The organism is Acinetobacter pittii, from assembly GCF_034064985.1.
Taxonomy (GTDB): domain Bacteria; phylum Pseudomonadota; class Gammaproteobacteria; order Pseudomonadales; family Moraxellaceae; genus Acinetobacter; species Acinetobacter pittii_H.
Window position 1 is genome coordinate 1,495,773 of the sequence record NZ_CP139249.1, and the last position, 22,999, is coordinate 1,518,771.

Annotated in this window: 17 protein-coding genes and 1 pseudogene; 4 read left to right on the forward strand and 14 right to left on the reverse strand. The window is 39.6% G+C overall.

From position 1 onward, the window contains the following. The first annotated feature begins 53 nt into the window (after positions 1 to 53). The gene (locus tag SOI76_RS07185) at positions 54 to 557 is read left to right on the forward strand and encodes a hypothetical protein (protein WP_002115710.1); all 504 of its coding nucleotides are present in this window, start codon (positions 54 to 56) and stop codon (positions 555 to 557) included. A gap of 46 nt (positions 558 to 603) precedes the next feature. Here SOI76_RS07185 and accC read toward each other — a convergent pair whose 3' ends face one another. The 11 genes from accC to sbnA form a co-directional block, all read right to left on the reverse strand. Beyond that, positions 604 to 1,971 (reverse strand): acetyl-CoA carboxylase biotin carboxylase subunit, encoded by a 1,368-nt coding sequence (gene accC, locus SOI76_RS07190; RefSeq protein WP_104078861.1) that lies wholly within the window; start codon positions 1,969 to 1,971, stop codon positions 604 to 606. Positions 1,972 to 1,988: 17 nt separating this feature from the next. Then, positions 1,989 to 2,408, reverse strand: coding sequence for an acetyl-CoA carboxylase biotin carboxyl carrier protein (gene accB / locus SOI76_RS07195; RefSeq protein WP_000354611.1), 420 nt, complete (start codon positions 2,406 to 2,408; stop codon positions 1,989 to 1,991). Positions 2,409 to 2,425: 17 nt separating this feature from the next. After that, a complete protein-coding gene (aroQ, locus tag SOI76_RS07200; RefSeq protein ID WP_002115614.1) occupies positions 2,426 to 2,881 on the reverse strand; it encodes a type II 3-dehydroquinate dehydratase in 456 nt (151 codons plus the stop codon). A gap of 235 nt (positions 2,882 to 3,116) precedes the next feature. After that, positions 3,117 to 4,442: a Y-family DNA polymerase gene (impB, locus tag SOI76_RS07205; protein WP_104078860.1), complete on the reverse strand. Its 1,326-nt coding sequence runs from the start codon at positions 4,440 to 4,442 to the stop codon at positions 3,117 to 3,119. A 266-nt stretch (positions 4,443 to 4,708) separates the two neighbouring features. Further along, on the reverse strand, positions 4,709 to 6,979 hold the full coding sequence (gene iutA / locus SOI76_RS07210; protein ID WP_104078859.1) for a TonB-dependent receptor: 2,271 nt from the start codon (positions 6,977 to 6,979) through the stop codon (positions 4,709 to 4,711). A 153-nt stretch (positions 6,980 to 7,132) separates the two neighbouring features. Then, positions 7,133 to 7,906, reverse strand: coding sequence for an HpcH/HpaI aldolase family protein (locus SOI76_RS07215; protein ID WP_104078858.1), 774 nt, complete (start codon positions 7,904 to 7,906; stop codon positions 7,133 to 7,135). Further along, complete coding sequence (locus SOI76_RS07220) at positions 7,899 to 11,426, reverse strand: IucA/IucC family protein (protein WP_104078857.1); 3,528 nt, start codon at positions 11,424 to 11,426, stop codon at positions 7,899 to 7,901. The genes SOI76_RS07215 and SOI76_RS07220 overlap by 8 nt, the downstream gene beginning before the upstream one ends. Next, a complete protein-coding gene (gene yuxJ / locus SOI76_RS07225; RefSeq protein WP_104078856.1) occupies positions 11,423 to 12,628 on the reverse strand; it encodes an MFS transporter in 1,206 nt (401 codons plus the stop codon). Before yuxJ ends, SOI76_RS07220 begins: the two co-directional genes overlap by 4 nt. A 3-nt stretch (positions 12,629 to 12,631) precedes the next feature. Next, entirely contained in the window at positions 12,632 to 14,272 is a 1,641-nt protein-coding gene (locus SOI76_RS07230; protein WP_104079234.1) for an IucA/IucC family protein, read from the reverse strand. Between the two features lie 71 nt (positions 14,273 to 14,343). Then, positions 14,344 to 15,357 carry a 2,3-diaminopropionate biosynthesis protein SbnB gene (sbnB, locus tag SOI76_RS07235; protein ID WP_003652251.1) on the reverse strand — a complete coding sequence of 338 codons (1,014 nt, stop codon included), beginning with the start codon at positions 15,355 to 15,357 and terminating at the stop codon, positions 14,344 to 14,346. Between the two features lie 21 nt (positions 15,358 to 15,378). Next, complete coding sequence (gene sbnA, locus SOI76_RS07240) at positions 15,379 to 16,383, reverse strand: 2,3-diaminopropionate biosynthesis protein SbnA (protein WP_104078855.1); 1,005 nt, start codon at positions 16,381 to 16,383, stop codon at positions 15,379 to 15,381. 507 nt (positions 16,384 to 16,890) lie between these two features. Between sbnA and SOI76_RS07245 the strand changes: the two are divergent. Beyond that, a pseudogene (locus SOI76_RS07245) lies at positions 16,891 to 16,986 on the forward strand (hypothetical protein); the annotation flags it as partial. 23 nt (positions 16,987 to 17,009) lie between these two features. Here the strand turns inward: SOI76_RS07245 and nasF are convergent. From nasF to SOI76_RS07260, 3 genes are all read right to left on the reverse strand, one after another. Then, positions 17,010 to 18,032, reverse strand: coding sequence for an ABC transporter substrate-binding protein (nasF, locus tag SOI76_RS07250; RefSeq protein WP_104078854.1), 1,023 nt, complete (start codon positions 18,030 to 18,032; stop codon positions 17,010 to 17,012). Continuing rightward, positions 18,033 to 18,623: an ANTAR domain-containing response regulator gene (nasT, locus tag SOI76_RS07255; protein ID WP_016140698.1), complete on the reverse strand. Its 591-nt coding sequence runs from the start codon at positions 18,621 to 18,623 to the stop codon at positions 18,033 to 18,035. Positions 18,624 to 18,991: 368 nt separating this feature from the next. Further along, on the reverse strand, positions 18,992 to 19,228 hold the full coding sequence (locus tag SOI76_RS07260; RefSeq protein ID WP_228132447.1) for a hypothetical protein: 237 nt from the start codon (positions 19,226 to 19,228) through the stop codon (positions 18,992 to 18,994). Between SOI76_RS07260 and SOI76_RS07265 the strand changes: the two genes are divergently transcribed. Further along, positions 19,122 to 20,420, forward strand: coding sequence for an MFS transporter (locus tag SOI76_RS07265; protein WP_228148547.1), 1,299 nt, complete (start codon positions 19,122 to 19,124; stop codon positions 20,418 to 20,420). The genes SOI76_RS07260 and SOI76_RS07265 overlap by 107 nt on opposite strands. 27 nt (positions 20,421 to 20,447) lie before the next feature. Then, positions 20,448 to 22,994, forward strand: a complete 2,547-nt coding sequence (gene nirB, locus SOI76_RS07270) for a nitrite reductase large subunit NirB (protein WP_104078853.1) — start codon at positions 20,448 to 20,450, stop codon at positions 22,992 to 22,994. The last annotated feature ends 5 nt before the right edge of the window (positions 22,995 to 22,999 follow it).

A 22,999-nucleotide genomic window follows, 5' to 3' on the forward strand; every position in this document is an offset into this window, starting at 1 on the left:
TTTATATGGTTATGGAGCAATGATTTTCTAAAAAAATATGCTAACTTAAGTTCATGCGTTTAATGATTAATAAATCTATGAAAAATATTTATATTATTGGATTATTGTGGGCTTGTTCTGGTTTAGCTGTGGCAGAAACAGCTACTCAACAGCCAGCCGAACAACCTGTTCGGACTGCAAGTAATCCTAACGCTATACGTATTGTTACGCGTCCTGAAATTATGGGATTATGGGGAATGGAAATTCCAAATAATAAGAAATGTGTGGAATATTATAACTTTCGTAGTAGTAATGATGTAGTGATCAAAAGCGGTCAGGAATGGTCTTATGGTATTTATGAATATCAACCATCTGATGATCCTAAAGAACAGCTAGCCGCTTTAGTGATGCAAATTAAATTTGATAATAATAAAGTAGATTGTTCTGGTCAGAAGCAAGACCAAACAGGTGATGTCTCACAATATTTTGTACAATGGAAAAACGACCATACCATCAATTTCTGTTCAACAGCTAAAGGTGAGCAGTGCTTTGCCACTTTACGTCGTGTATTACCATAAAATGGTAGATATAAAAAAGCCTCTTAAAAATAAGAGGCTTTTTTTATTATGCAGTTTCAGCTTTCTTTTCTTCCACTTGCTTTAACAAGTGTTTTTCAAGGTAATGGATATCCATTGCTTGAGAGCAGAAGCTGTTATCTTGCAAAATAAGATCTTTATGTAAAGGAATATTTGTTTTAATTCCCGTAAGGATCATTTCATCTAGTGCTTGACGCATACGAGCAATTGAAGTTTCACGGTCTTTACCATGAGAAATCAATTTAGCAATCATAGAGTCATAGTAAGGTGGAATGCTGTATTCTGGGTAGATATGAGAATCTAAACGAATACCAGCGCCGCCTGGTGCATAGAAACTTTCAATTTTACCTGGTGAAGGTAAGAATGTTGTTGGATCTTCTGCATTGATACGGCATTCAATTGCATGTCCTTGAACTTTAATATCTTCTTGTTGAAGCTCTAGTCCTAGGCCACCTGCAATACGTAACTGTTGTTCAATAATATCGACACCAGTAACCATTTCAGTTACAGGGTGCTCTACCTGAACACGAGTATTCATTTCAATGAAGAAGAATTCACCGTCTTCAAATAAGAATTCAAACGTACCAGCACCACGATATTGCATTAACTGACAAGCATGAACACAAGCTTCTAAAATATCAGCTCGAGCTTGCTCTGGTAGGTTTGGTGCAGGTGCTTCTTCTAGTACTTTTTGATGGCGACGTTGTAATGAACAGTCACGGTCATATAAATGGATTGCATGACCATTACCATCACCAAGAACTTGAACTTCGACATGGCGAGGTTTTTGTAAGAAGCGTTCCATGTAAACGGTATCATCACCGAACCACATTTCTGCATCGCGCTGTGCTGCTTGAACTGATTCAAGTAGTGTATCTACACGCTCAACAATACGCATACCACGACCACCACCACCAGAAGCCGCTTTAACAATAAGCGGGAAGCCGATTTCTTTCGCTTCTGCCAAGGCATTGTGGATGGTTACTGCGTGGTCGCAACCTGGTACAGTAGGTACGCCAGCTTTTTTCATGGCAACAATCGCAGAAACTTTATTCCCCATAAGGCGGATATGTTCTGGACGTGGACCAATAAAAGTAAAGCCTGAGCTTTCTACAATTTCAGCAAACTCAGCATTTTCTGAAAGGAAACCATAACCCGGGTGAATAGCATCAGCACCGGTAATTTCTGCAGCAGTAATAATTGCCGGGATATTTAAATAGCTATCACTACTTGCGCCCGGACCAATACATACTGCTTCATCAACAAAACGTAAATGCATCAAATCCTTATCGGCATCTGAATAGATACCAACAGTCTTGATTCCTAATGTTTTGCAAGCCCGGGTAATACGTAAAGCGATTTCACCACGGTTTGCAATTAAAACTTTTTGCAACATAGACGTCCCCGGGGTAATTACGCGCGATAACGGAATAAAGGTTGACCGAATTGGATAACTTCACCATTTTTCACTAAAATTTCTTCAATCACGCCACTTTGAGTTGCTTCAATTGGGTTCATGATTTTCATTGCTTCAATAATACCCAAAGTTTCACCAGCAGATACTGTTTGACCTACTTTAACAAATGGTGCTTCGCCTGGGCTTGGAGCAGCGTAGAACACGCCAACCATTGGAGAAGTTTCAACTGCTCCACGCGGTGTTTTTGCAACTGGTGCTTCTGCAACAGGAGCAGCCGGAAGTGCTACACCAGCCGCAGCAACGACAGGATTGCGACGAGTTAAAGCGATTGATTGATCACCTTCTTTAACTTCGATCGCTTGCAAGTCAGACTCAATCATTAAATCGATGAGTTTCTTAATTTTGCGGATATCCATGGGCGACTATTCCTAAACTAGTTTGGGTTAGATGGTTGAATTTTTTCAATAGCGTAATCGAGTGCAAAACGATAGCCTTTTGCACCTAAACCACAAATCACGCCAATTGCTTTATCAGATAAATAAGAATGATGTCTGAATGCCTCTCTTGCATGGACATTAGACAAATGAACTTCAATGAATGGAATTGCAACGCCAAGTAGGGCATCACGTAGAGCAACTGAAGTGTGGGTGAGGGCAGCAGGGTTAATAATAATAAGTTTTACGCCTTCAGTTTGTGCCTGATGAATACGATCAACAATGGCACCTTCCCAGTTGCTTTGAAAAGTATCTAATGTGATTGAAGCTTGTTGAGCTTGGCTAATAAGTTGTTGGTTAATATCATCTAAGGTAAGATGACCATATACTTCTGGTTCGCGTTTTCCCAGCAAATTCAAATTCGGTCCATGAATCACCAAAATGGTCGAACTCATTCAGATTGCTCCAGCTCTAAAGTTGCAAATATTCTTTGCAAGATGTCTGCAAAGTTTGCTTATTATGGCATATGTTTCTACAATTTTTTTATAATTTGTTTTCATCATCGCAGAAAGGGTATACCAAATTCGGCTTATATATTGTAAATTTTGCGATGATTTAGCAATGTTAAAAAATGACAAAATTTCAAGTAATTTAATGGAGCTTATTTTAAACTGAATTGACAAAAACAGTTCATGTATTTTGTGTAACGGCTATAGAGTTCTCTCCAATCACTAATAGCTCATTCCATCGAGTTAGATAATTTTTTGAACGGTGACATTGTTTCATATGCCAAGATGGATTACGGGAATGATAACCGACTTGTAAATAGTGACTACCGAATCGGTTACGAACTGTGCTGAGTGTTTGCATTAATTGTTGTCTTTGCTGAATCAACTCAAGAGGTTGCCATAAATCATCAATGTGATGTTGACGGGGATGCAAACCACAAAATAAAACTCCAATCTTAATGTATTTTTTATTTTCTTTATATAAAACATCTATTTGCTGCATAGCTGCTTTTGTTAATATGCATAAATCATCTGTGGCATAATTTAAGCCTATCGCTTGAGAAGACGCTTTTTTATAAGGTGGTTTATCTATTTTTTCATAAAGCATGACCTGAACGCAGGCGCACAGCTGTTCTTGTTTCATTAAACGGCGATGAGCTCGGTTAAGATGAAAAATAAGCGCTTGTTTAATAATCTCAATGTTGGACAAAGCTTGAGCAAAACTACGTGTAGCTAAAATTCGTTTGGTGACGATGGCAGGATCGTCAAGTTGAATACAGGATTGGCCTTTTAGCTCACGAATGGTACGTGCCATAACCACAGAAAAAGCTTTTGCTAGATGATGCTCATTGGCAAAAGTTAAGTCTAAGCATGAATAAATCTCATAGCTACGTAATTGTTTGACTAATTGATGGCCAATTCCCCAGACTTCTTTGACTGAAGTGTGTTGCATGAGGTCTTCAAGAAGCAGAGGATCTAAAGTAGTGAAATTACAAATTTTATTAAAGCTTGGAATCTTTTTAGCATAGTGATTGGCTAATTTTGCTTGAGTTTTTGAATATCCGATGCCAATACAGCAAGGTAAGCTTAACCAACTTTCTAGAGTTTCTACGACTTTGGCACAGTAAGATTGGATATCTAGAGATTGAAGGTAAGGGGTAAGGCGAATAAAACATTCATCTATAGAATAAGCTTCTAAATCATCGGGCGAGAAAAACTCACCAAGAACTGAAAAAAAGCGACGCGACATCTCGGCATATAAAGTGTAGTTGCTTGAATAGACGTGTACACCTGCTTGAAGAGCGTCTTGCTCGATTTGATACCATGGAATACCCATTTTGATACCCATATTTTTTGCTTCTTCACTACGTGATACAACACATCCATCGTTGTTAGAAAGTACTACGACTGGTAGACCAATAAGTTTGGGATTAAATAGTCGCTCACAACTCACATAACAATTATTAATGTCTACGAGCGCGTAAATTTCGCGGTGTGAGATTTCCATTATGATTTGCCCCATTAAGAATATTGGTAAAACTACATATTGATATAGTTTTCATAAACACAGTGATGGGAAGTATAGGATGAAAAAGTTGTATCTTGAATATGTAACAAAATCAAGTTAACAAAATTTTTAGCAGAATGCTAGGGTGGTTCTGTGGGTTTAACTTAGGTTAACCATGGAAAAAATAGATAAGGAATTAATATTTTTAATAAAAAAGGAGATCGCATGGATCTCCTTTTTGTGACACATTCAATGTCAGTTTTTGATTACCATTTATGGCTATAAGAAACTTTCAGCGTTGCACCATTTGCCACTAAATGGCTAGTGTTATCGCTAGTTCGTAATAATTGGCTATAGAGAGGATAGTACTTGCGGTTAAACATGTTCTCTAAACCAATCGTCACAGTGTCTTTTTTGTTAAGCGCAAAGCTACTGATTAAATCTGCTGTTGTATAAGTTTTTACATCATAGCGACCAAAACTATTTTTGCCATTTAAGCGGTAATCTTCTGAACCGAAGTAAGTAGCTTGTAGGCGGTTGGTCCATGTTTCAGTTGGACTATAAGAAATATAACCCGTTAGTTTTAATGGTGGAATACGGAAGCCTGTCATGTCTTGTTCAGCACCGTTTTGAGGTTTTTCACGACCTTTCATCCACGTAACACTACCACCAGTTCCCCAAACATTAGCATCGTCAATATAGTCAAAAGTTGCTTCAACACCAGTGACTTTCTCTTTGGTTCTAGTAAGGGCCAGACCATTGCTGAAAGATTGCACAGCGCCTAGATCAGAAGTAGAGTGGAAGACTGCTAAACTTGAAGAGAAATTGTTGAAGGTTCCTTTCCAGCCCAATTCATAGTTATCAACTTTTATAGGTTCTAAAAATGAAGATGATAATTCATAATTTTTTTCCTTATTAGTATTATCTGCATTACGAATAATTACACCAACATCGGGTAATTGAAAACCTTGGTTAAACGATGCATAAATCGAGTGCTGGTCATTTGGAGAGAAAGTCAAATTGGCATTGTATAACCATGCATCAGCTTTTACTTTCCCACCTTGATATACATAAGGGTTTGGCTTATATGATTGTGTTTTAGGATCAAATTGTGATAATGGAATAAAACTATCAATTTGGGCATAGCTATCTTCATAGCGTGTACCTGCTTCAGCCGACCATTGGTCATTAAAGCGATGTTTTAACTGTACAAAGCCACCAACACTTTGTGTGGTAAGTTCAGGTAAATAAATGAGCTTACCAGTTTTTACAAAATCTAGGCCACCAGATTGGTCATAAATATCAGGATTGAAAGTATCTAAAGGCATTTCGCTTTTTTCACGGCTAAAGTCACCACCCCAAACCAGTGAGGTGTCACCTAAAAACTCAAGCGGTGTGGTAACAGTTAAACGGCTACCGAGTATGTTATTTTCTTGATAGATTTGGTCTACGTTTCCACCCCGATTCGGATTTTTTCGTGCATCAAATGGTGAAAAACGTGTAAAGAAGTCGCGATAATAAATTTGTGCATCAACCTTATTACCAAAAAAGTCTTTATGGTTATAAGTTAAATTGTAGATCTGGTTTTCGTTTTTATTTTGGTCTTTGAGCTTTAAGCCTTTAATTGCTTTCGCTGGTACGGTTCCAGCAGGGGCATTCTTCACACTTGGGTCAGATGCATAATCTGAGTCTTGCTCGGCATTATAATAGTTTGCAGCGAATTGTAGGTATTGGTTGTCATCAATATGATAACCAAGTTTACCACCTACGCTGTAAGCATCGGCATCATATAAATCGCCTTGACTTGGTTCCGGTGCAACACGGTCACCACTTGCATCGTACGGACTACCAATACGTTGGTAACCAAAGTCGAGCGCATAGTCAAAAGCGTTAAAGCTGCCTGTGAAATATTGATGAATATCGCCACTTAAAGCATTAGAACGGAAATTTGTTAAAGGTGTTTGAAGTCCAACAACTGTTTTTGCTGTAGGTTCGCCACCAGCCGCTTTCGTGGTAATTGAAATAATACCACCTGCAGCGCCACCACCATAAATTGCGTTACTGCCTCGAATCACTTCAATGTTGGCAATACTTTCAGGGTCAATTGCTGAAAGTCCGCGTGATGTGTCACGTGTAAGGTTCATTGGTACGCCATCAACCAAGATGAGGGCATTACGGCCACGTAAAGTTTGACCGTAATCGGTAATGGTTCGGCTTGAATCTGACAGGCCCGGTACGGCTTTTGCTAAAACGGTTGCAATACTTCCAGATGAACCATTTCTTAAAAGTTCAATTTGTTTTTCATCTAGCTTGGTGACTTGTTTGGCAGAGGTAGAGAGTTCATCTGCGCGTGAAGCAGTAATTGTAATTGTCGGGAGAGCTTCGGGTTTCTTTTCTGTTTCTGTAGTTTCAGCAGGTGAAGCAGCAAAAGCTGAATTGGAAAGAATAATGGCCCCACCAAGTGAAAGGAGTGGAATGATATTTTTTACTTCAGACTTCCTCGTAAAAAGTTTGTGACTTTTTATCTTATTTACCATTGTCTCGCCCTGAGAGTGATTTTAAATTTGTCGAATTATAAGTGAGAATGATTGTAATTCACAATATCGTTGTTGGACAAAAAATAATAAAATTTATTTTTATTAATTGTTGTGTAGAGGAAGGTGCACCCATCGCTCTACACAACTGAAAATTTATGAGATTTCTTTATAAGAATTCAAATGATTTTGATGGGCACGGCGAATAATGCTGCGGTCATCACCGAGTACAAAAAGCTGAACGGATTGTTGTTTCCACGCTGCAATATCTTCAGGTTGGCGCGGAATAGCACAGAAATGCTTTTGACTATTTTTAGTCTTTATATACATCTCTTGAACTTTTTCTTTCACTTTTGGATGGCTAGATTGCCATGGCATTCCCATAGATTGAGAAAGGTCGGCAGCACCTTCCAGAATAATATCAACGCCTTCAACTTTTAATATTTCATCTAGTTGTTCTAGTCCTTCTAAGCTTTCTATCATGGTAACGACAACCGTTTCGTTTGCTGCGTGTTGAACAAAACTAGCTAAATCATCTATGCCATATCGATTTAACCTTGTCGAGTTGAGTCCTCTTTGCCCAAGCGGCATATAGTGGCAATAGTTCACAGCTTCTTGAGCTTGCTGAGCATTTTCAATACGCGGAAAAACAATACCCGTTACCCCTGCATCGAGCAGAGGTAGAACTAAATGGTTGGTGTTTAACGGCACCCTGACAAAGACATCAAGACTCATGGCTCTAGCGGCTAAAATCATGGTCTCGACTTGAGACGTACTAAATAAAGTATGTTCCAAGTCGATAATAATAAAGTTGTAACCCGCAAGTGCCATTTGCTCGACATTAATCGGAGAAGCTACGGAACAAAAGATTCCGTAGAGCGTCTCGCCATTTGCTATTCGTTTCTTAAAAGAAATCGAATGTTTATTCATATTCAATTTCCTTAATAAGGCTGAGCGGGTTCGGCGTGGTTTGTACTCTTAAGCGAATTTCTGGAAGGAAACGGCGGCTTGCGAGCTGTTCAATATCAATGGTGTCATCTGTAAAGTTAAACAATTCATATCGCTCGGCAAACTCTGGGTGAGCTTCTTTATGCTGATTAATAATGGTTCTTAACATGGTCCAGAATTTGATTTCATCGAAGTCATAATGTTCATTTAAGAAAATCGCTAACTCAGCCAGATTTACAAACCAAAGCGCATCTTGAGTAAAGTCTCTTAACTCATTTGGAGAGTGGGTTTCCAAGAACGAGTTCGGGTTAATCTTGGCGTGCTCTTTTGGCGCATCTTGTAAGTTGGGTAAAAGGCTCGGCTCACGTAAAAGATGACGACTAAAACGAATTCCATCATGGAAATCTTTCAAAGCCGCTTTAACGGGTAAGCCATTTTTATGAATTAGTACCATGTTTTGTGCATGTGACTCTAAAGCAAGGCCGTGGCACCACAAAATATGCATGATGGGTAAATAAGCATTGGTAAGTAATTTTTCTAACCAGAACTCAATACCATACTCTTGGATCCACTCATCGATTAGTGGTTTTTGGTCCGTATCAACTTGCATTAGACCCGTTACAGGCGTTGCTGATTCGCCTTCTTTTAAGTAGCTGTAAATACTTTCGCGCCAAATACAAGCCAGTGCGCCGTATTGAACAGGAAGCGCAATTTGCTGGTTCACTGAAAGACCGCCGATCTCTCTTAAAATAACAGGCTTACGCTGTTTTTCTAAAATATGGTCTTGTTCAACAATGTTATAAAGCCAGTCACTCATTTTTGCCGCATTTTGGACGGTATGTGGTGCTAATACACGAGAGGTAGAAGTATTGACCAAGTTCATTGCCAATTTAAGAGAAAGCGCCGAGATATCACTAATATTTGATAAGGTTCGAATGGACTGTTGCGGTAAATAAGTCGGACCTTCAATATCTAACGGGATGATCAGTTGGTTGCTAATAGCATCTTGATAATATAATTCAATAATTTTATCCCACTGCCACGGGTGAATTGGGGTAAGGATATAATTTTTAAACTCTACATTTTGCTCTTTCAATTGATCATTGATAGTTTGCAGATCTTTCTCTGAAAAATGCTGTTTATAAAGCTGCTCTAAGTTAATGGTTTCACTTAAAACCAGTTTGCATAAACTGTTATGAGTCGCCACCCATTGAACCGTAAAACCTTCGGAAAGCTCTGGTGCATACTTTTGATTTTCTTTTAAATCGAAGCCGATACGAGACTTAAAACTCGGGTGATATAAATGTGCATTGGTAATCCGTGCTTCTTGTTCTAAATAAGGCAAGGTTCTTAAAGGTTGAGCAGGGGCTTGGCTTAAAGTTTGCGCATGCTTAATGTAAGTTAAATTGAGTTCATCATTAAAGTTTTGCCATTTAACTGGGTCAGCTTCAATAATATTTTTTAAATCGGCAAGTAGCGTTTTTAAGCTAGGACGAGTTTCAGTGCCTAAAGTAATATCAGAACGGACTAAGCTTGAAGGATCTAACTTAATTCGTTTAAAACTAAAATGTCGTTTGGCCGCGCAAGTATAAAAAACGGTATCGGAAATATAAAACTTGATCTGACCTTTAGAAAACTCGTATTTAAAAGTATTTTCAAAAATGAGTGCTTCTAATAATTGACTCATTACGCGATTTTCCGCGAGGGTTTTATAATTGGTTTGTTGGGTTGGTTGAATAGGGCAAAGTGCTTCTGCGCCGCGATATTTATAAATAGGGTTTTCAACTTCAATCCAGATAGGATTGCCACCACTGTGGTAGAGCGTATTTAACATATTTGCCTTGATTGGTAATGTGAGTGAATTAATTAATAAATCGCGGTACTGCTGGCCTTTTACGCTAAAATTTTCTTGCGTGAGCGTAAGGCGTGTGGCTTGCCAAAGTTCAGATTCTTCAATGGCTGTAACTCGTGCAATTGCACTGATGAGATGAGCAATGTGATTGATCACGAAGTAATATTTTAAAAAGGTCCACGCATCTTTCTGAGAGAACCAAACGGTACTATCTTCAGAAATAGATGAGTCATCTTCTATCATTTCTGGGACAATGCTAATGCCTTCCATGTCTCGAAGAATAAGGCGATGTGGATAGCCGTTTTTAAATTCCATTAAACTATTTTGCATGTGCGCTTCTACGCTAATGCCTTTATTTGCAAACAACTCAATTAATGGAATGAGTGAAACTTTAACGTACTGTTTCCACCAGAAAGTAATGAAGTCTTTCGCGTCTTTCGATTGTAGATTTTGATTCGGTGCTGCTTGCTGAATAATGCTTAAAAGCGGGATTTCATGGTTTTCATTTTCTTCAACCAAGCCACCGAGCATTCTGGTATTTTCTAATACCTCTGGCGTGAGTCCTGCTCTATAAAGAATGCCAAATGAACTTTCAAGCTCTGGAATTTTGACTGTTTTTGCCTCTAACTCCGGCAGAATCATAAGGTCTGGATATTGCTCATTAATGTTTTGATTAATAATAATTTTGCTCGCATCAATCGCGCGTTCCATTTCGTCCATTGGGTTATTGCGAATGAAACTGGTAATTCGTACATCAATTGATAGCTTTAAGAATAGATTCGATTGAGGCAACCATACTGTACGAACGGATGAGGTCGGCCATACGGTTTGACCTAAAGCTCCCAGATAGATCACGTCTTGGCTGTCTAAATGTTTCTTTAAAGATGGATGTTGAAGTAAGAAATTAGCTTGCCAAGGATGGGTTGGCATTAGCTCGTAATTTGCTAAGTTTTCTTGTAAACGTTCTTTTGCAGTTTTTAAAACTTCATCTTCAATACAATGAGAAGGCTGTTCTTCACTTACAAGCTTTTGGATTAAAGAAGAATGGATTGCAAAGTAATGAAGTTGGAAACTTGCGCCTAACTCAGGGCTATACTTTTTCATGTCTTCTTTAGAGAAACCTAAATTGGCTTTAGAGGTCACATGAAAAGGGTGCCCATATAACATGCCTTGTTCGGTTGCCTGAAAACCACTTAACGCTTTAGTTACTGTTTGGGAAGGCTTATTTTCTAAAAAGAATTTTGTATTTTCGATACTATTTACAATATCGGAGTACAGGTTCTTATTTTGATTTTTATCTTTAAATAAGCTATTCAATTCATCTGTAATCAGCTTCACTAATTTTTTAGGGTCGGTGAGTGAGTCAAATGTATTGTCACTTAAATTTTGCAAGGTAAAACCACGTTGATATCTATGGTAGCCAGTGGTGGATAGATGCTGAACTGCACCATAAACAGTCGTGTTAGACGCATTAAAGGTATAAGCAAAATACAGTGTGTCTGGTTGCTCCGCATATAGGGTGAATAAAGGAGAATCTTGAGCTGGGATAATGTGCTTTTCAAGATTTACTTTGAGTTCACGAAAGAAAGTATTCAGGTACTGTTCGAAAAGTTTATAAGACCATGCATCGGTTGTAATAATTGAGTTCATTCTTGTGCCTCTTCTAAAATTGTATCCATTAAGAATCTGTTCAAAATCACCACTAATCCCGCACCGATAAAAAATAGTGAGGTGCAAATTAATGCAGCAGTAATATTGAAAAATGAGTAGGTGAGCGTGATCGTGATTGGGCCAATAAGTTGTCCTAAGACAAAGGCACTGTTAGAAATACCAATCACTTTTCCTTGGCTTTGAGCGCCGGCTTTTAGAGAAATTGTGTGCAAGATCGAAGGAATAAGGGCTGCAAAGCAGAAGCCTTGTATGAGTCGTAACACAAGAATCAGCCAGAGATTAGAAACCCAGATCAATGCGAAAATCGTGATACCGCAAATTAAGGATGCGTAAATGAAGTTATTAAAAGAATCTCCTTTATCATCATTTCTTTTTCCCCAATAGGTTGCAGCAATAAAGGCTGCTCCCCATGAAAGCGCATGAATGGTTCCCGTTAAACTCGCAGCAGATAACGATGAGTGAGTGCTTTGGCTTATTTCACTAATGTATAAAACGAAGCAGGACACCAAACCAAAGCCGCCCGCTTGAACCAAAATGCCGGCGCTTAACCATGAAAAAATCGTTCTATCAAAGAAAGCTGGAAGCTTAGATTTCTCTTTGGTTTTTGTGGTTTCGGTTTTAACGGGATTGGTTAATACAAATGACGCAATCACAATGAGTGTCATCACAACAAATGCTGTCGCGTTGAGTAATATTTCAACCCGCCATTGATCCATAAATATCCCGCCGAGTACGGGACCACATAGGCAAGCGAGTGCAACACTACTTTGCAGTTGTCCAAAAGCGGCGCCTCGTTCTTGCTCATTCGAGAGATATGAAACATAAGCATTTAAAATCACGGAAAGACCGCAAAACCCGAGTAAAATTCGCGCGAAAATAAATAGGTATAAATGCTGGGCGCTCGCCATGAGCAGTATTGAAATACAGAAACCCGCCAGAGAAAGTAACAAGGCTTTTTTATGGCCGAATGTGTCGGATAGGTGGCCAACAATCGGTGCTGTAAATAAGCTGCCAATAGCCGGAGCCGCGAGTGCCAAACCTGCCCAGATAGTGGGAGCACTCATATGCGCCGTCAGTTTTTCCATATAGAGCGGCATGATCGGAATAAGCACCATGAGCCCGAAAGTGGAAAAAAACTGACAGAGCAAAATAATGAAATGATCTAGGCGAGATGAGCGCATGATTTAGATATCCATGGTCTCATAGCTAGAAACAGATAAGCTGTGATAGGGGTTTGGCGTAGTTCCGATTTTACTTGGCATGCCTGTTGAGTCGCTTTCTTGCGCAAGTAAAGGCGTAAGTAGCTGTTTGAATGGCCAAGTCTTATTGTCAAAAAGATAGGTTTGAATTTGCGATTTTGTTTGTTCTGAAATGGGTTGGGTTTCTACAAAATCTTGAATAATGTCTTGAACCATCTCCCAAAAATCGCTTTCTGTAAGATCCGTATATTTCAAGATAGCTAAAGCAATCGGGTAGAGATTAATTTGAATCCCTAAGGTAATGAAGTAATTAAATAAGTCTTCGTTTTTAGTAAAGATAAGATTGTTCGGCGTGCTGGTATCGATGGTATAAATCGGAGGAGTAAAACCACTTTCTTCAATGGCTGTGGTACATATTCTTAAGGTATCGTGGTCACGCAAAATAAAGCATTTCAACTTATTATTTTCATAACACACCATGGTGTTTTGCCCGTGACATTCAGGCATGATGCCTTTCGACCAAAGCGTTAAGAATGTTTGAATAAAATGAACACTTAAGTCTTTTAGTAATGACCATTTGTCGCCTTCAACGCCTAAAGCTTCCCATGGGTCGACATAGGTACAGCTTAAAGCTGACATAGTGATTGGAGTGACATTTTTGTCTCGGCAAAAGTCCGGTAAATGTCGGACTTGGCAACCAATCACCCCTAAATTTTTTACAATCGGCTCTTGTTTACCCAGCACCCACCAGTGGGTTTCATTGCTCAAAAAGAGGCGATTTTTTATTAAAGCAGTTTCATTAATGACGTCATTTAAAAAATCATAAGCCGTATGTCCATTCATTAAATAACGGCCTGGCATAGAACGGATTGCGCCTAATGTTTTGGCATTGGTTGATAGTTTTAAATGTAGAGTAGGGTTTGTGTTGTGAATCAGCGTTCTTAAAGAAGAAGTCGGTAAACCAATCGTGGTGACATGGTTTAGGTCAATACCTTCATACTTATTTTCTTTAAGCTTTAAATAGCGATGTTGCGTCTCTAACAAAGGCAGGGCTAAGTAGTCATCTGAAAGCTCAGCCATTTTGTCAGTAATAAGACTTTCCTCAACTTCTGATAACAGAAGCTCTTTGTGAGGAATCGACTCCATATTGTTGATCACATCATCCTTCTTAAATGCCCACCAATACACCTCAATTTCTTTTTGAGTTGTGATTGGTGCAAGTTCACCTTTTGAGTGAGCGAACGGATGAAATGGACGGTCAGCTACCAGTGAGAGCAGTTCGCTAGTAACTAAAGGCGAAGAAAATGAAAGGGCTGACTGTAAAATTTGGGGAATTTTTTCAGCCGTTACTAAGTTGTCTAGCCAGTAATTAATCGCTTTTTGATGGTGTGGCGATGGCCACCAATTTGCTTGGGTTAAATAGTTAAAAACTTCAGAAATAGAAATTTTAGATGTCGTATTGCTCAACAGGTTATGAAGCAGAACTTCGGGATGAGTAACATAGAAAGGATTTACACCATCTACTTTTAAACAGTTGAAATAGAGTTCCAACTCATCATTGAGAGTAATTGCCAGATAAGGCTTTTTATAGGAAATATGATCTTTAAAATCTCCATAATTCTCCATGTAGAGTGCATCTATCGTTTTTTGTAGTTGTGCTGTGTAAATCCGATCTAACATTTTAGTTATTCCTATTCTTATAAAAGCGGTAGAACCGTGCCAACGTTTTGTTCTTGTGCAGCATTGAAGAACCATTTAGCGCAGACAATGTCATCAATCGCCATGCCCATTGGGTTTAGCAAAATGATTTCATCTTCGTGTTCGCGGCCGTTTTTATGACCAATAATGATGTCGCCAAGTTCAGCATGTAGTTTTTCACGGCTGAATAAGCCATCTTCAACCAGTACGTTGATGACTTTCTTTTCTCGGTTTGATTGATCCCAGTCATCTACAATCACTTTGTCTACTTTTAAGAAGACTTCAGGCTCAATGTCCATAATTGAAATATTTGAAACAAAGCAGCCTTTTTTAAGCCACTCAAATGGAATGTAAGGTTTATCTGAAACTGTGCAGGTAATGAGGACATCGGCTTGTTGAATCGCAGACTTAGCACTGTCATGAATTTCAATTTCTAAATGTGGATATTCTGATAAAAACAACGCTTTGAGTTTTTCAGCTGCTTCAGGGTTCACATCAAATAAATGGATTTTTTTCACTTGAGCGTATTGCTCAAGTACAGTTTTAATCTGCATTTGAGCAATTGGACCGCAGCCAATTACAGTAATGTCTGAAAAGTCTTTTTTTGCTAGATATTTAATTGAAACACCAGTAATTGCCGCAGTTCGCATGGCACTGATGAGACTGCCTTCCATCACTGCAACTGGATAATTTGTTTCTGAGTCATTTAAAACAATCAGTGCGCTGGCACGCGGAATATTGAATTTTTTAGGGTTATGTTGTCTTGAACCAATCCATTTGATTCCGGCAATCGGGTCGTTGCCGCCTAAATAACAAGGCATAGCGATAATACGGTCCGCAATATGGTCAGCACCTTGCCAGCGAAGATAAGGTTTTAAGGGTTGTACAAACTGCTTATTTGCATGCAGGGTTAAACCTTCAGTAATCGCTTCAATAAATGAATTACTATGATTTGCGCCAAGATTTAATAAATCTGATTGACTTAAATAGCGAAGGGTAGCCAAATTGCTCATGAATATTTCCTAAGGAGAAGGTTAAACAACATTTTGTAAAGTAAGGTTTTCTTGGCGTCGTACGTTTCGATTGAAGTGGCGCTTCTTGATCATTTCGAACCATTCATCTTCATAAACCAGATCGAGATAACGGTCACCGCGATCGGGCAGCAACGTTAAGACGCACGATCCATCAGGAATGGTTGGAATCAGTTTTTTGATGGCTGAAATTGACGAGCCGCTCGAACCGCCTGCAAAAATTCCTTCATATTCAAGAAGCTCTCTGCAACCGAGTGCCGACTCATAGTCATCTACATAAATGACATCATCAATTTCATCGGGGGAGAGTAGTGGTGGGACAGTACTTGCACCAATACCAGGAATTTCGCGTGGACCAGATGTGCCACCGAACAACACAGAGCCGACGATATCGACTGCGATCACTTTTAATTCTGGAAATCTTTCTTTAAGGCGACGAGATACGCCCATAATCGTGCCTGAGGTGCTCGCCCCAATCACGAGGTAATCAATTTTGCGGTCAATTTGATTTAGGATTTCTTCTGCTTCTCCAAAATAATGGCTTTTCCAGTTGTTTGGATTTGCATACTGATTAATCCAGACAGCATTCGGCAGTTGTTGGCAGAGTCGTTTTACAGTGTCAATTCTGGTTTTTAAGTAACCGCCGTTTTGGTCTTTTTCAGAGACCATTTCGATATTGGCCTTGTAGAGCTTCAACATTTGTAAGTTTGCTGAGGCAATTTTCGGGTCAATAACCGCAGTAAATTTTAATCCATAGATTTTGCATGCCATTGCAAGCGCAATAGCTAAGTTCCCTGATGAACTTTCAACAATATGACTATCTTTATTAATCACTCCAGATTTCAGGCCTTCCTGTAGCATGAATAATGCCGGACGGTCTTTAATACTTCCTCCTGGGTTTAACAATTCCATTTTCGCAATCACTGAGATCGATTGATGCGTGAATAGCCTTGATAATTGTAGTAGTGGCGTTTTACCTATGCAGTCGAGAATATTTTCATGGATCATGGTAGATCTTCTCAGGTTTTTATGTGGTGTGAATGATAATGATTATTAATTAAATTATTATTACCATTTGTGCCATGATTGTTGCGGTTTGTAACTCAAAAAAGGAGGGACTTAGAGGATTTTTCACTAATTTTTTTTATCTAATTATTTGAATCGTAATATTTAAGTTTTACAAAAGGATTAATAAATAAATCTTTTTAAATATAATGACATAGGCAATAAATTACTTTTAATCTAAAAAAATTAATTTAATTAAGACAGATGCAAGAAATTCTTTTGAAGAAATAAAATGAAATTTATGAACTCACCCGCGTAATTGATGCATCACTATTCTGTAGTAAGCATGGGTAGATTTAAGGCTTAAAGAAGAGATAAGTATTTAAAGACTGACTTAAGATGCTTTGAATAATGAACTGAAATTAATCAAGTGGCAGTTATTGATATGAAAATGTCTGAAAATGATATGTTTAGATAGATATGATCATTTTCATAAGCGCTATATTTTCAATGGATCAGTTGAGTCCAGAAAGTATAGTAATGCGTGTTTCGCATTTTGTCTTATGGGTCTTTCAAGCTGTCTTTGTCATAAAAGACAGCTTTTTTTATGCTGATTTGACCCAGATAGTTTATGAAGTATATCGCTGTTTGGCTTGTTTATAAGCCTCAAGATGAATACATTGAGCTCCCAAACTGGTGATTTGTGCTTGCTCGATTTGAAGTTCATCCCATTTTTGCATTTGTTCGAGCAGCCAATAAAAGTCTTCTACTTTTGGAAGTGCACTTTCTTTTACTAAATGACGGACAATATCCTGAATCATAAAATATTTATCGACATGCACTTCTTCTGAGCAATGAAAACGAACGATTCCAGACTCAACTAATAATTTTAGAATTGGAGCAAAGTCCTGTAACTCGCTCAACTCTTGTTGGGCTTTCATGATTGCGGCGGTGAGTGCGACGAGCGTTTGTGGATGCTGCTCCGCCCATTCTTGCGTTACGGCTAAAACCTTGTCAGCGATAGACGGAATAACGTTTTGGCTTGAGCAAATTATTTTACTTAAACCAAGAAGCTCACCTTGGGTATTCCAAGGTTCGCCTACACAAAAACCATCAATCACATGTTTATCCAGTGCTTCGACCATATAAGGTGGCGGTAATGTTTTGAGCTGAATAGATTGAGCAAGTTCAGGGTTTGCTAAAGCGAGCCACTCTCTTAAACAGTAATGGTGAATAGAATGCTTAAACACATGCGCCAACGAAATGGAGTGGCCTTGTCCAAGATAACTTGCCACTTTTCGTGCCGTTACTTGTGCGGTGTCATTTTCTTGAATTGCAAGTTGATGAGTAAGTTTTTGACTTAAGCTAATAAAAGCACGATTTTCACTTAAAACCAGCGATGTTTGTAACGGTGTACCAATTTGATCTGCGCCTACAGCCGCCGCAGGTAACATTGCAGATAAACAATGCGCTGCATCTAATAGACCAAAAGCAAGACGGTCGCGCAGACTCGCCCACGATGCTTCTTTAACTAAAGTAACTTCTAAACCTTCTTCTTCAAAGAAACCTCTTTGTTTTGCCCAAAGCAACGCAAGACAATCAAGCAAAGGAATATAGCCGAGTTGTAATTGAGTCTTTTCTAATCTGCTCATTTATTCATCCTTTAATTGATTGCCAAGTAATTTTTGAGCGTCAAGTAAACGCCGTGCCATTTCTCCAATTGTAATGCGGTGGCTCATCGCATTTTTTCTAAGAAGTTGAAATGCAGTTTCTTCAGGTAAGCCATGCAGTTGCATAAGTAGCACTTTGGCCTTTTCAACATCCTTACGGTCAGCAAGTTTGGTTTGAGCTTCTTTTAAATCACCTTCGAGTTTTTTGTGCTTTTTATATTGCTCAATTGAGATTTCTAAAATGGTATGTAAGCGAGAAGGGTCGATGCCATCGACAATATACGCAGTTACTCCCGCATCGATGGCTTGTTTAATGGTGTCTTTATCGGAATTTTTGGTAAATAGAACTGTAGGCAGGTCATAGCTACTGACACAGCTTTCAATAATGTCACGATGGGGATGATCCATATCAAGCAAGATGACATCAGCTTGCAAATGTTCCAGACGGAAAATATTCAAATGATCCAAAGTAAGGCATGCAACTACTTCAAAATCATTTTCAAGCAAACTTTTTCTTATATAGTCGGCTCGCGCATGATCATCATCAATAAGGGCTATTTTGAGTTTTGGCATAAGTTCAGAAAATCAGGCTAAGAAAATGCGCCAATTCGACGCGTTTTTGTTATCAATTATTTAAGCAAGATTAATGCCATAGCAAACTAAAGAAAAAATCGAGCTTTATCGCTAAATTAGCATGCTTAATGACGCTACTGATCAATCTTGGTGCAAAAATGCGATTCATTTTGTAGCAGAGCGTATTTTTACCTGAACCCTATAAGTGTGCAAGGCTAGAGTAGTTCAAGAGGTGAGAGTGATCATTTTTATTTTTTTAAAAATTTTATCTATATGAAAAATAATAATAAAAAAATATTAATTTAATTTTTTAGAAAGCTGGCATACAAAATGCTTATTCAATAACAGGTCGAAGACGACCATGAGTTTTAAAGACGGCCAATGATGTCCGTTCTGATCGAGTTTGTGAATACCTTGGTGTGCACAAAGAAGTTACGTTCAGTCGGAGTGAAGGCAATGTCTTTGAATTTGTCAGCCACAAAAGCAACATCTATTAAGCTGTTTAATTTTACAGTTCCAGCGATGCGGGCCTTCCACATGAGTTGGCTCGCTTTTTTTGCTTGCTTTTTTGCGTGGTTTGCCTGTGCACCTCTCATGCCTGTCATTGCAGGTGAGTTCCATTTAACAAAAGATCAAATTGCTAACATTAGTATTGCAGCCGTTGCTGTCACGATTGTCGTACGTTTGGTTGTGGGACCTTTGTGTGACAAATATGGTCCACGTAAAGCATACATCACACTTTTACTTGTCGGCAGTATTCCTGTCATTGGAATCACTGCGGTTAGAAGTTACGAATCCTTTCTCTTTTTCCGCTTTTTGATTGGTGCTATTGGCGCAAGCTTTGTCATCACTCAATATCACACCAGCGTCATGTTTGCGCCAAATGTAGTGGGCACAGCCAATGCAACCGCCGTAGGTTGGGGTAATGCCGGCGGTGGGACAACACAAGCAGTCATGCCTTTGATTCTCTCTGCAATTGTGATGTTTGGCGTTGAGCAATCTATGGGCTGGCGTATCGCACTTTTAATGCCCGGCGTAATGATGCTTGTGGTGGCATTCATGTACTGGAAATTTACCCAAGACTGCCCACAAGGCAACTTTGATGAGCTGCGCGCTCAAGGCATCGCAACCGATAGCGGTAAAAAAGGCGGCTGGGCTGTAATGAAACAAGCAGCTGGCAATTACCGTGTCTGGATTTTATTTGGTACATACGGCGCATGTTTTGGTGTTGAGATTTTTATGCACAACATTTTGGCCATGTACTACGTCGAAAAATTTCACTTTGGCTTAAAAGAGGCAGGCTTAACTGCCGGAATTTTAGGACTACTTGCCATATTTGCTCGCTCTTTAGGAGGTTTTCTTTCTGACAAAGTAGCAATCAAAAAAGGCTTGGATGGCCGTACAAAACTACTCTTTGTCATGATTTTAGGCGAAGGGCTATTCCTGATTTTATTTTCACAAATGAATGTCGCGCACTTAGCCATCATGAGCATGGTGGTCTTTGCACTCTTCATCAACATGGCATGCGGTGCGACCTATGCCATGGTTCCATTTATCGACCGCGAAGCACTGGGCGGTGTATCTGGCATTATCGGTGCCGGAGGCAATGCAGGCGCGGTCGTTGCAGGTTTTTTATTAAAAGGTATGACAGATATTCAATCTTGCCTGATGGCATTAGGTGGATTTGTCATTGTCGCTGGATGCTTCGTGATGTTGATTCGCTTCTCGGTAGAGCACAAGGCAAAAGAACAACGTCTATTTGAGCAAGCTATTTTAGATCGCAATAACGCAGCTTAAAAGCAACGTGATTTGAGGAGAAACACTATGAAATTGGTAATGATTGGTCATGGTATGGTGGGCCACAAATTCATCGAAGCCATTTTAGAAAAAGCAGATGATGAACTGGAAATCACGATTCTCGCGGAAGAGCCTCGTATCGCGTATGACCGCGTACATTTGACAGAATATTTTTCGGGGAAATCGGCAAAAGATTTATCTTTAGCTCGTTTTGACTTTGCAGATGCGCATGGCATTGACTTACGTTTAAACACGAAAGCAACGGCAATTGATACAGCTGCGCAAATAGTTACAACCAACCATGGTGATGTGATTAGCTATGACAAATTGGTGTTGGCAACGGGCTCTTATGCATTTGTTCCTCCAATTCCGGGTAATGACCGTGAAAACTGTTTTGTTTACCGTACGATTGAAGACTTAGATGCGATTCGTGCAGCGAGTCTCAATGCAAAAACGGGTGTAGTCATTGGTGGTGGTTTACTTGGTCTTGAGGCAGCCAAAGCGTTGCGTGATTTAGATTTAGAAACCCATGTTGTTGAGTTTGCGCCACGTTTAATGGCAGTTCAAATTGATGACTTGGGCGGTAAAGTTTTACGCCGTAAAATTGAAAACCTTGGTGTAAAAGTTCATACACAAAAAGCGACTCAATCTATCGAATGTGGCAACAGCACTACACATGTAATGAAATTTGCAGATGGTAGCGAGCTTGAAGCAGATGTCATTTTATTCTCTGCGGGGATCCGTCCACGTGATGAACTTGCACGTAACAGTGGTCTCGCGATTGGTGAGCGTGGCGGTATTGTCATTAATGATTATTGCCAAACTTCAGATAACAATATTTATGCCATTGGTGAATGTGCACTTTGGCAAAACAAAATTTATGGTTTGGTTGCTCCGGGCTATGACATGGCACGTATTGCAGCAAAACACATTTTAGATGAAGAGTGTCATTGCTTCGCTGGTGCAGACATGAGCACCAAGTTGAAGTTGATGGGTGTTGATGTTGCTTCTGTCGGTGATGCGCATGCCATGACGCCGGGTGCATTAAGCTATTTTTATGCAGATGAGCATGCACTGGTTTATAAAAAGATCGTTGTAAATGCAGATAAAACCAAATTGCTTGGTGCAGTTTTGGTGGGTGATGCCAAAGAATACAACGACCTTTTACAAATGATGTTAAACGGTCTGGCTTTACCAGAAGTACCTGAAAGCTTGATTATGCCGGGCTTTGAGCAGTCGGCAGGAAAATCTGGTGGTAGCGGTGTCGATTTATTGCCTGATAGCGCAACAATCTGTTCATGTAACAACGTCTCAAAAGCGGACATCTGCCAAGCAATTAGCGATGGTTCGACCTCTTTAGGTGCATTAAAGAAATGTACCAAAGCAGCAACTGCTTGTGGTGGCTGTGCACCATTAGTGACTCAAGTGTTGAAGTCAGAGTTACAGCGTCAAGGTGTAACTGTAAACAATCACATTTGCGAACACTTCCCGTACTCGCGCCAAGAGTTGTATCACTTGGTTCGTGTTAATGAAATCAAAACCTTTGATGATTTGATTCATCAACATGGTCATGGTTTAGGATGTGATATTTGTAAACCTGCTGCGGCAAATATCTTGGCATCTTGCTGGAACGATTTCGTCCTTGAGCCAAGCCATGCTGGTCTACAAGACAGTAATGACTACTACTTGGGTAACATTCAAAAAGATGGTTCTTACTCGGTTGTGCCGCGTATGGCAGGTGGTGAAGTGACTCCAGATGGTTTGATTGCCATTGGTCAAATCGCGAAAAAATATAACTTATATACCAAAATTACTGGCGGTCAACGCGTTGACATGTTTGGCGCACAAGTCCACGAGCTTCCATTCATTTGGGAAGAGTTAAATGCTGCGGGATTCGAGTCTGGTCATGCTTACGGTAAATCATTGCGTACCGTGAAATCTTGTGTGGGAAGTACTTGGTGCCGTTACGGTGTAGACAACTCGGTTGGTTTAGCGATCGAACTTGAAAACCGCTACAAAGGTTTACGTTCACCGCATAAATTAAAAATGGCGGTGTCTGGCTGTACTCGTGAATGTGCGGAAGCACAAGGTAAAGACGTCGGTATTATCGCGACCGAAAAAGGTTGGAACCTTTATGTCTGTGGTAACGGTGGTATGAAACCACGTCATGCAGAATTACTTGCCTCTGACCTCGATAAAGCAACGCTCATCCGTTATATCGACCGTTTCTATATGTTCTACATTCAAACCGCAGACCGTTTACAACGTACCAGTGTATGGCGTGACAACATGGAAGGTGGCCTAGATTACCTTAAATCTGTAGTTGTAGATGATTCACTTGGTTTGGCGGCTGAGCTTGAGCGCCGTATGGAACACATTATTGGCACATATCAAGACGAATGGCGTACTGCGGTAGAAAATCCTGAAGTACGTAAACGTTTCCAAACTTATATCAATGCAGATGCAAATGAACAGGCTGATCCACACATTCAATTTACGACTGAACGTGGTCAAATCCGCCCATTAACTGAAGCTGAACGTTCAGAAGACCGCATTCCAATGGTTGAAGCATAAAAGGA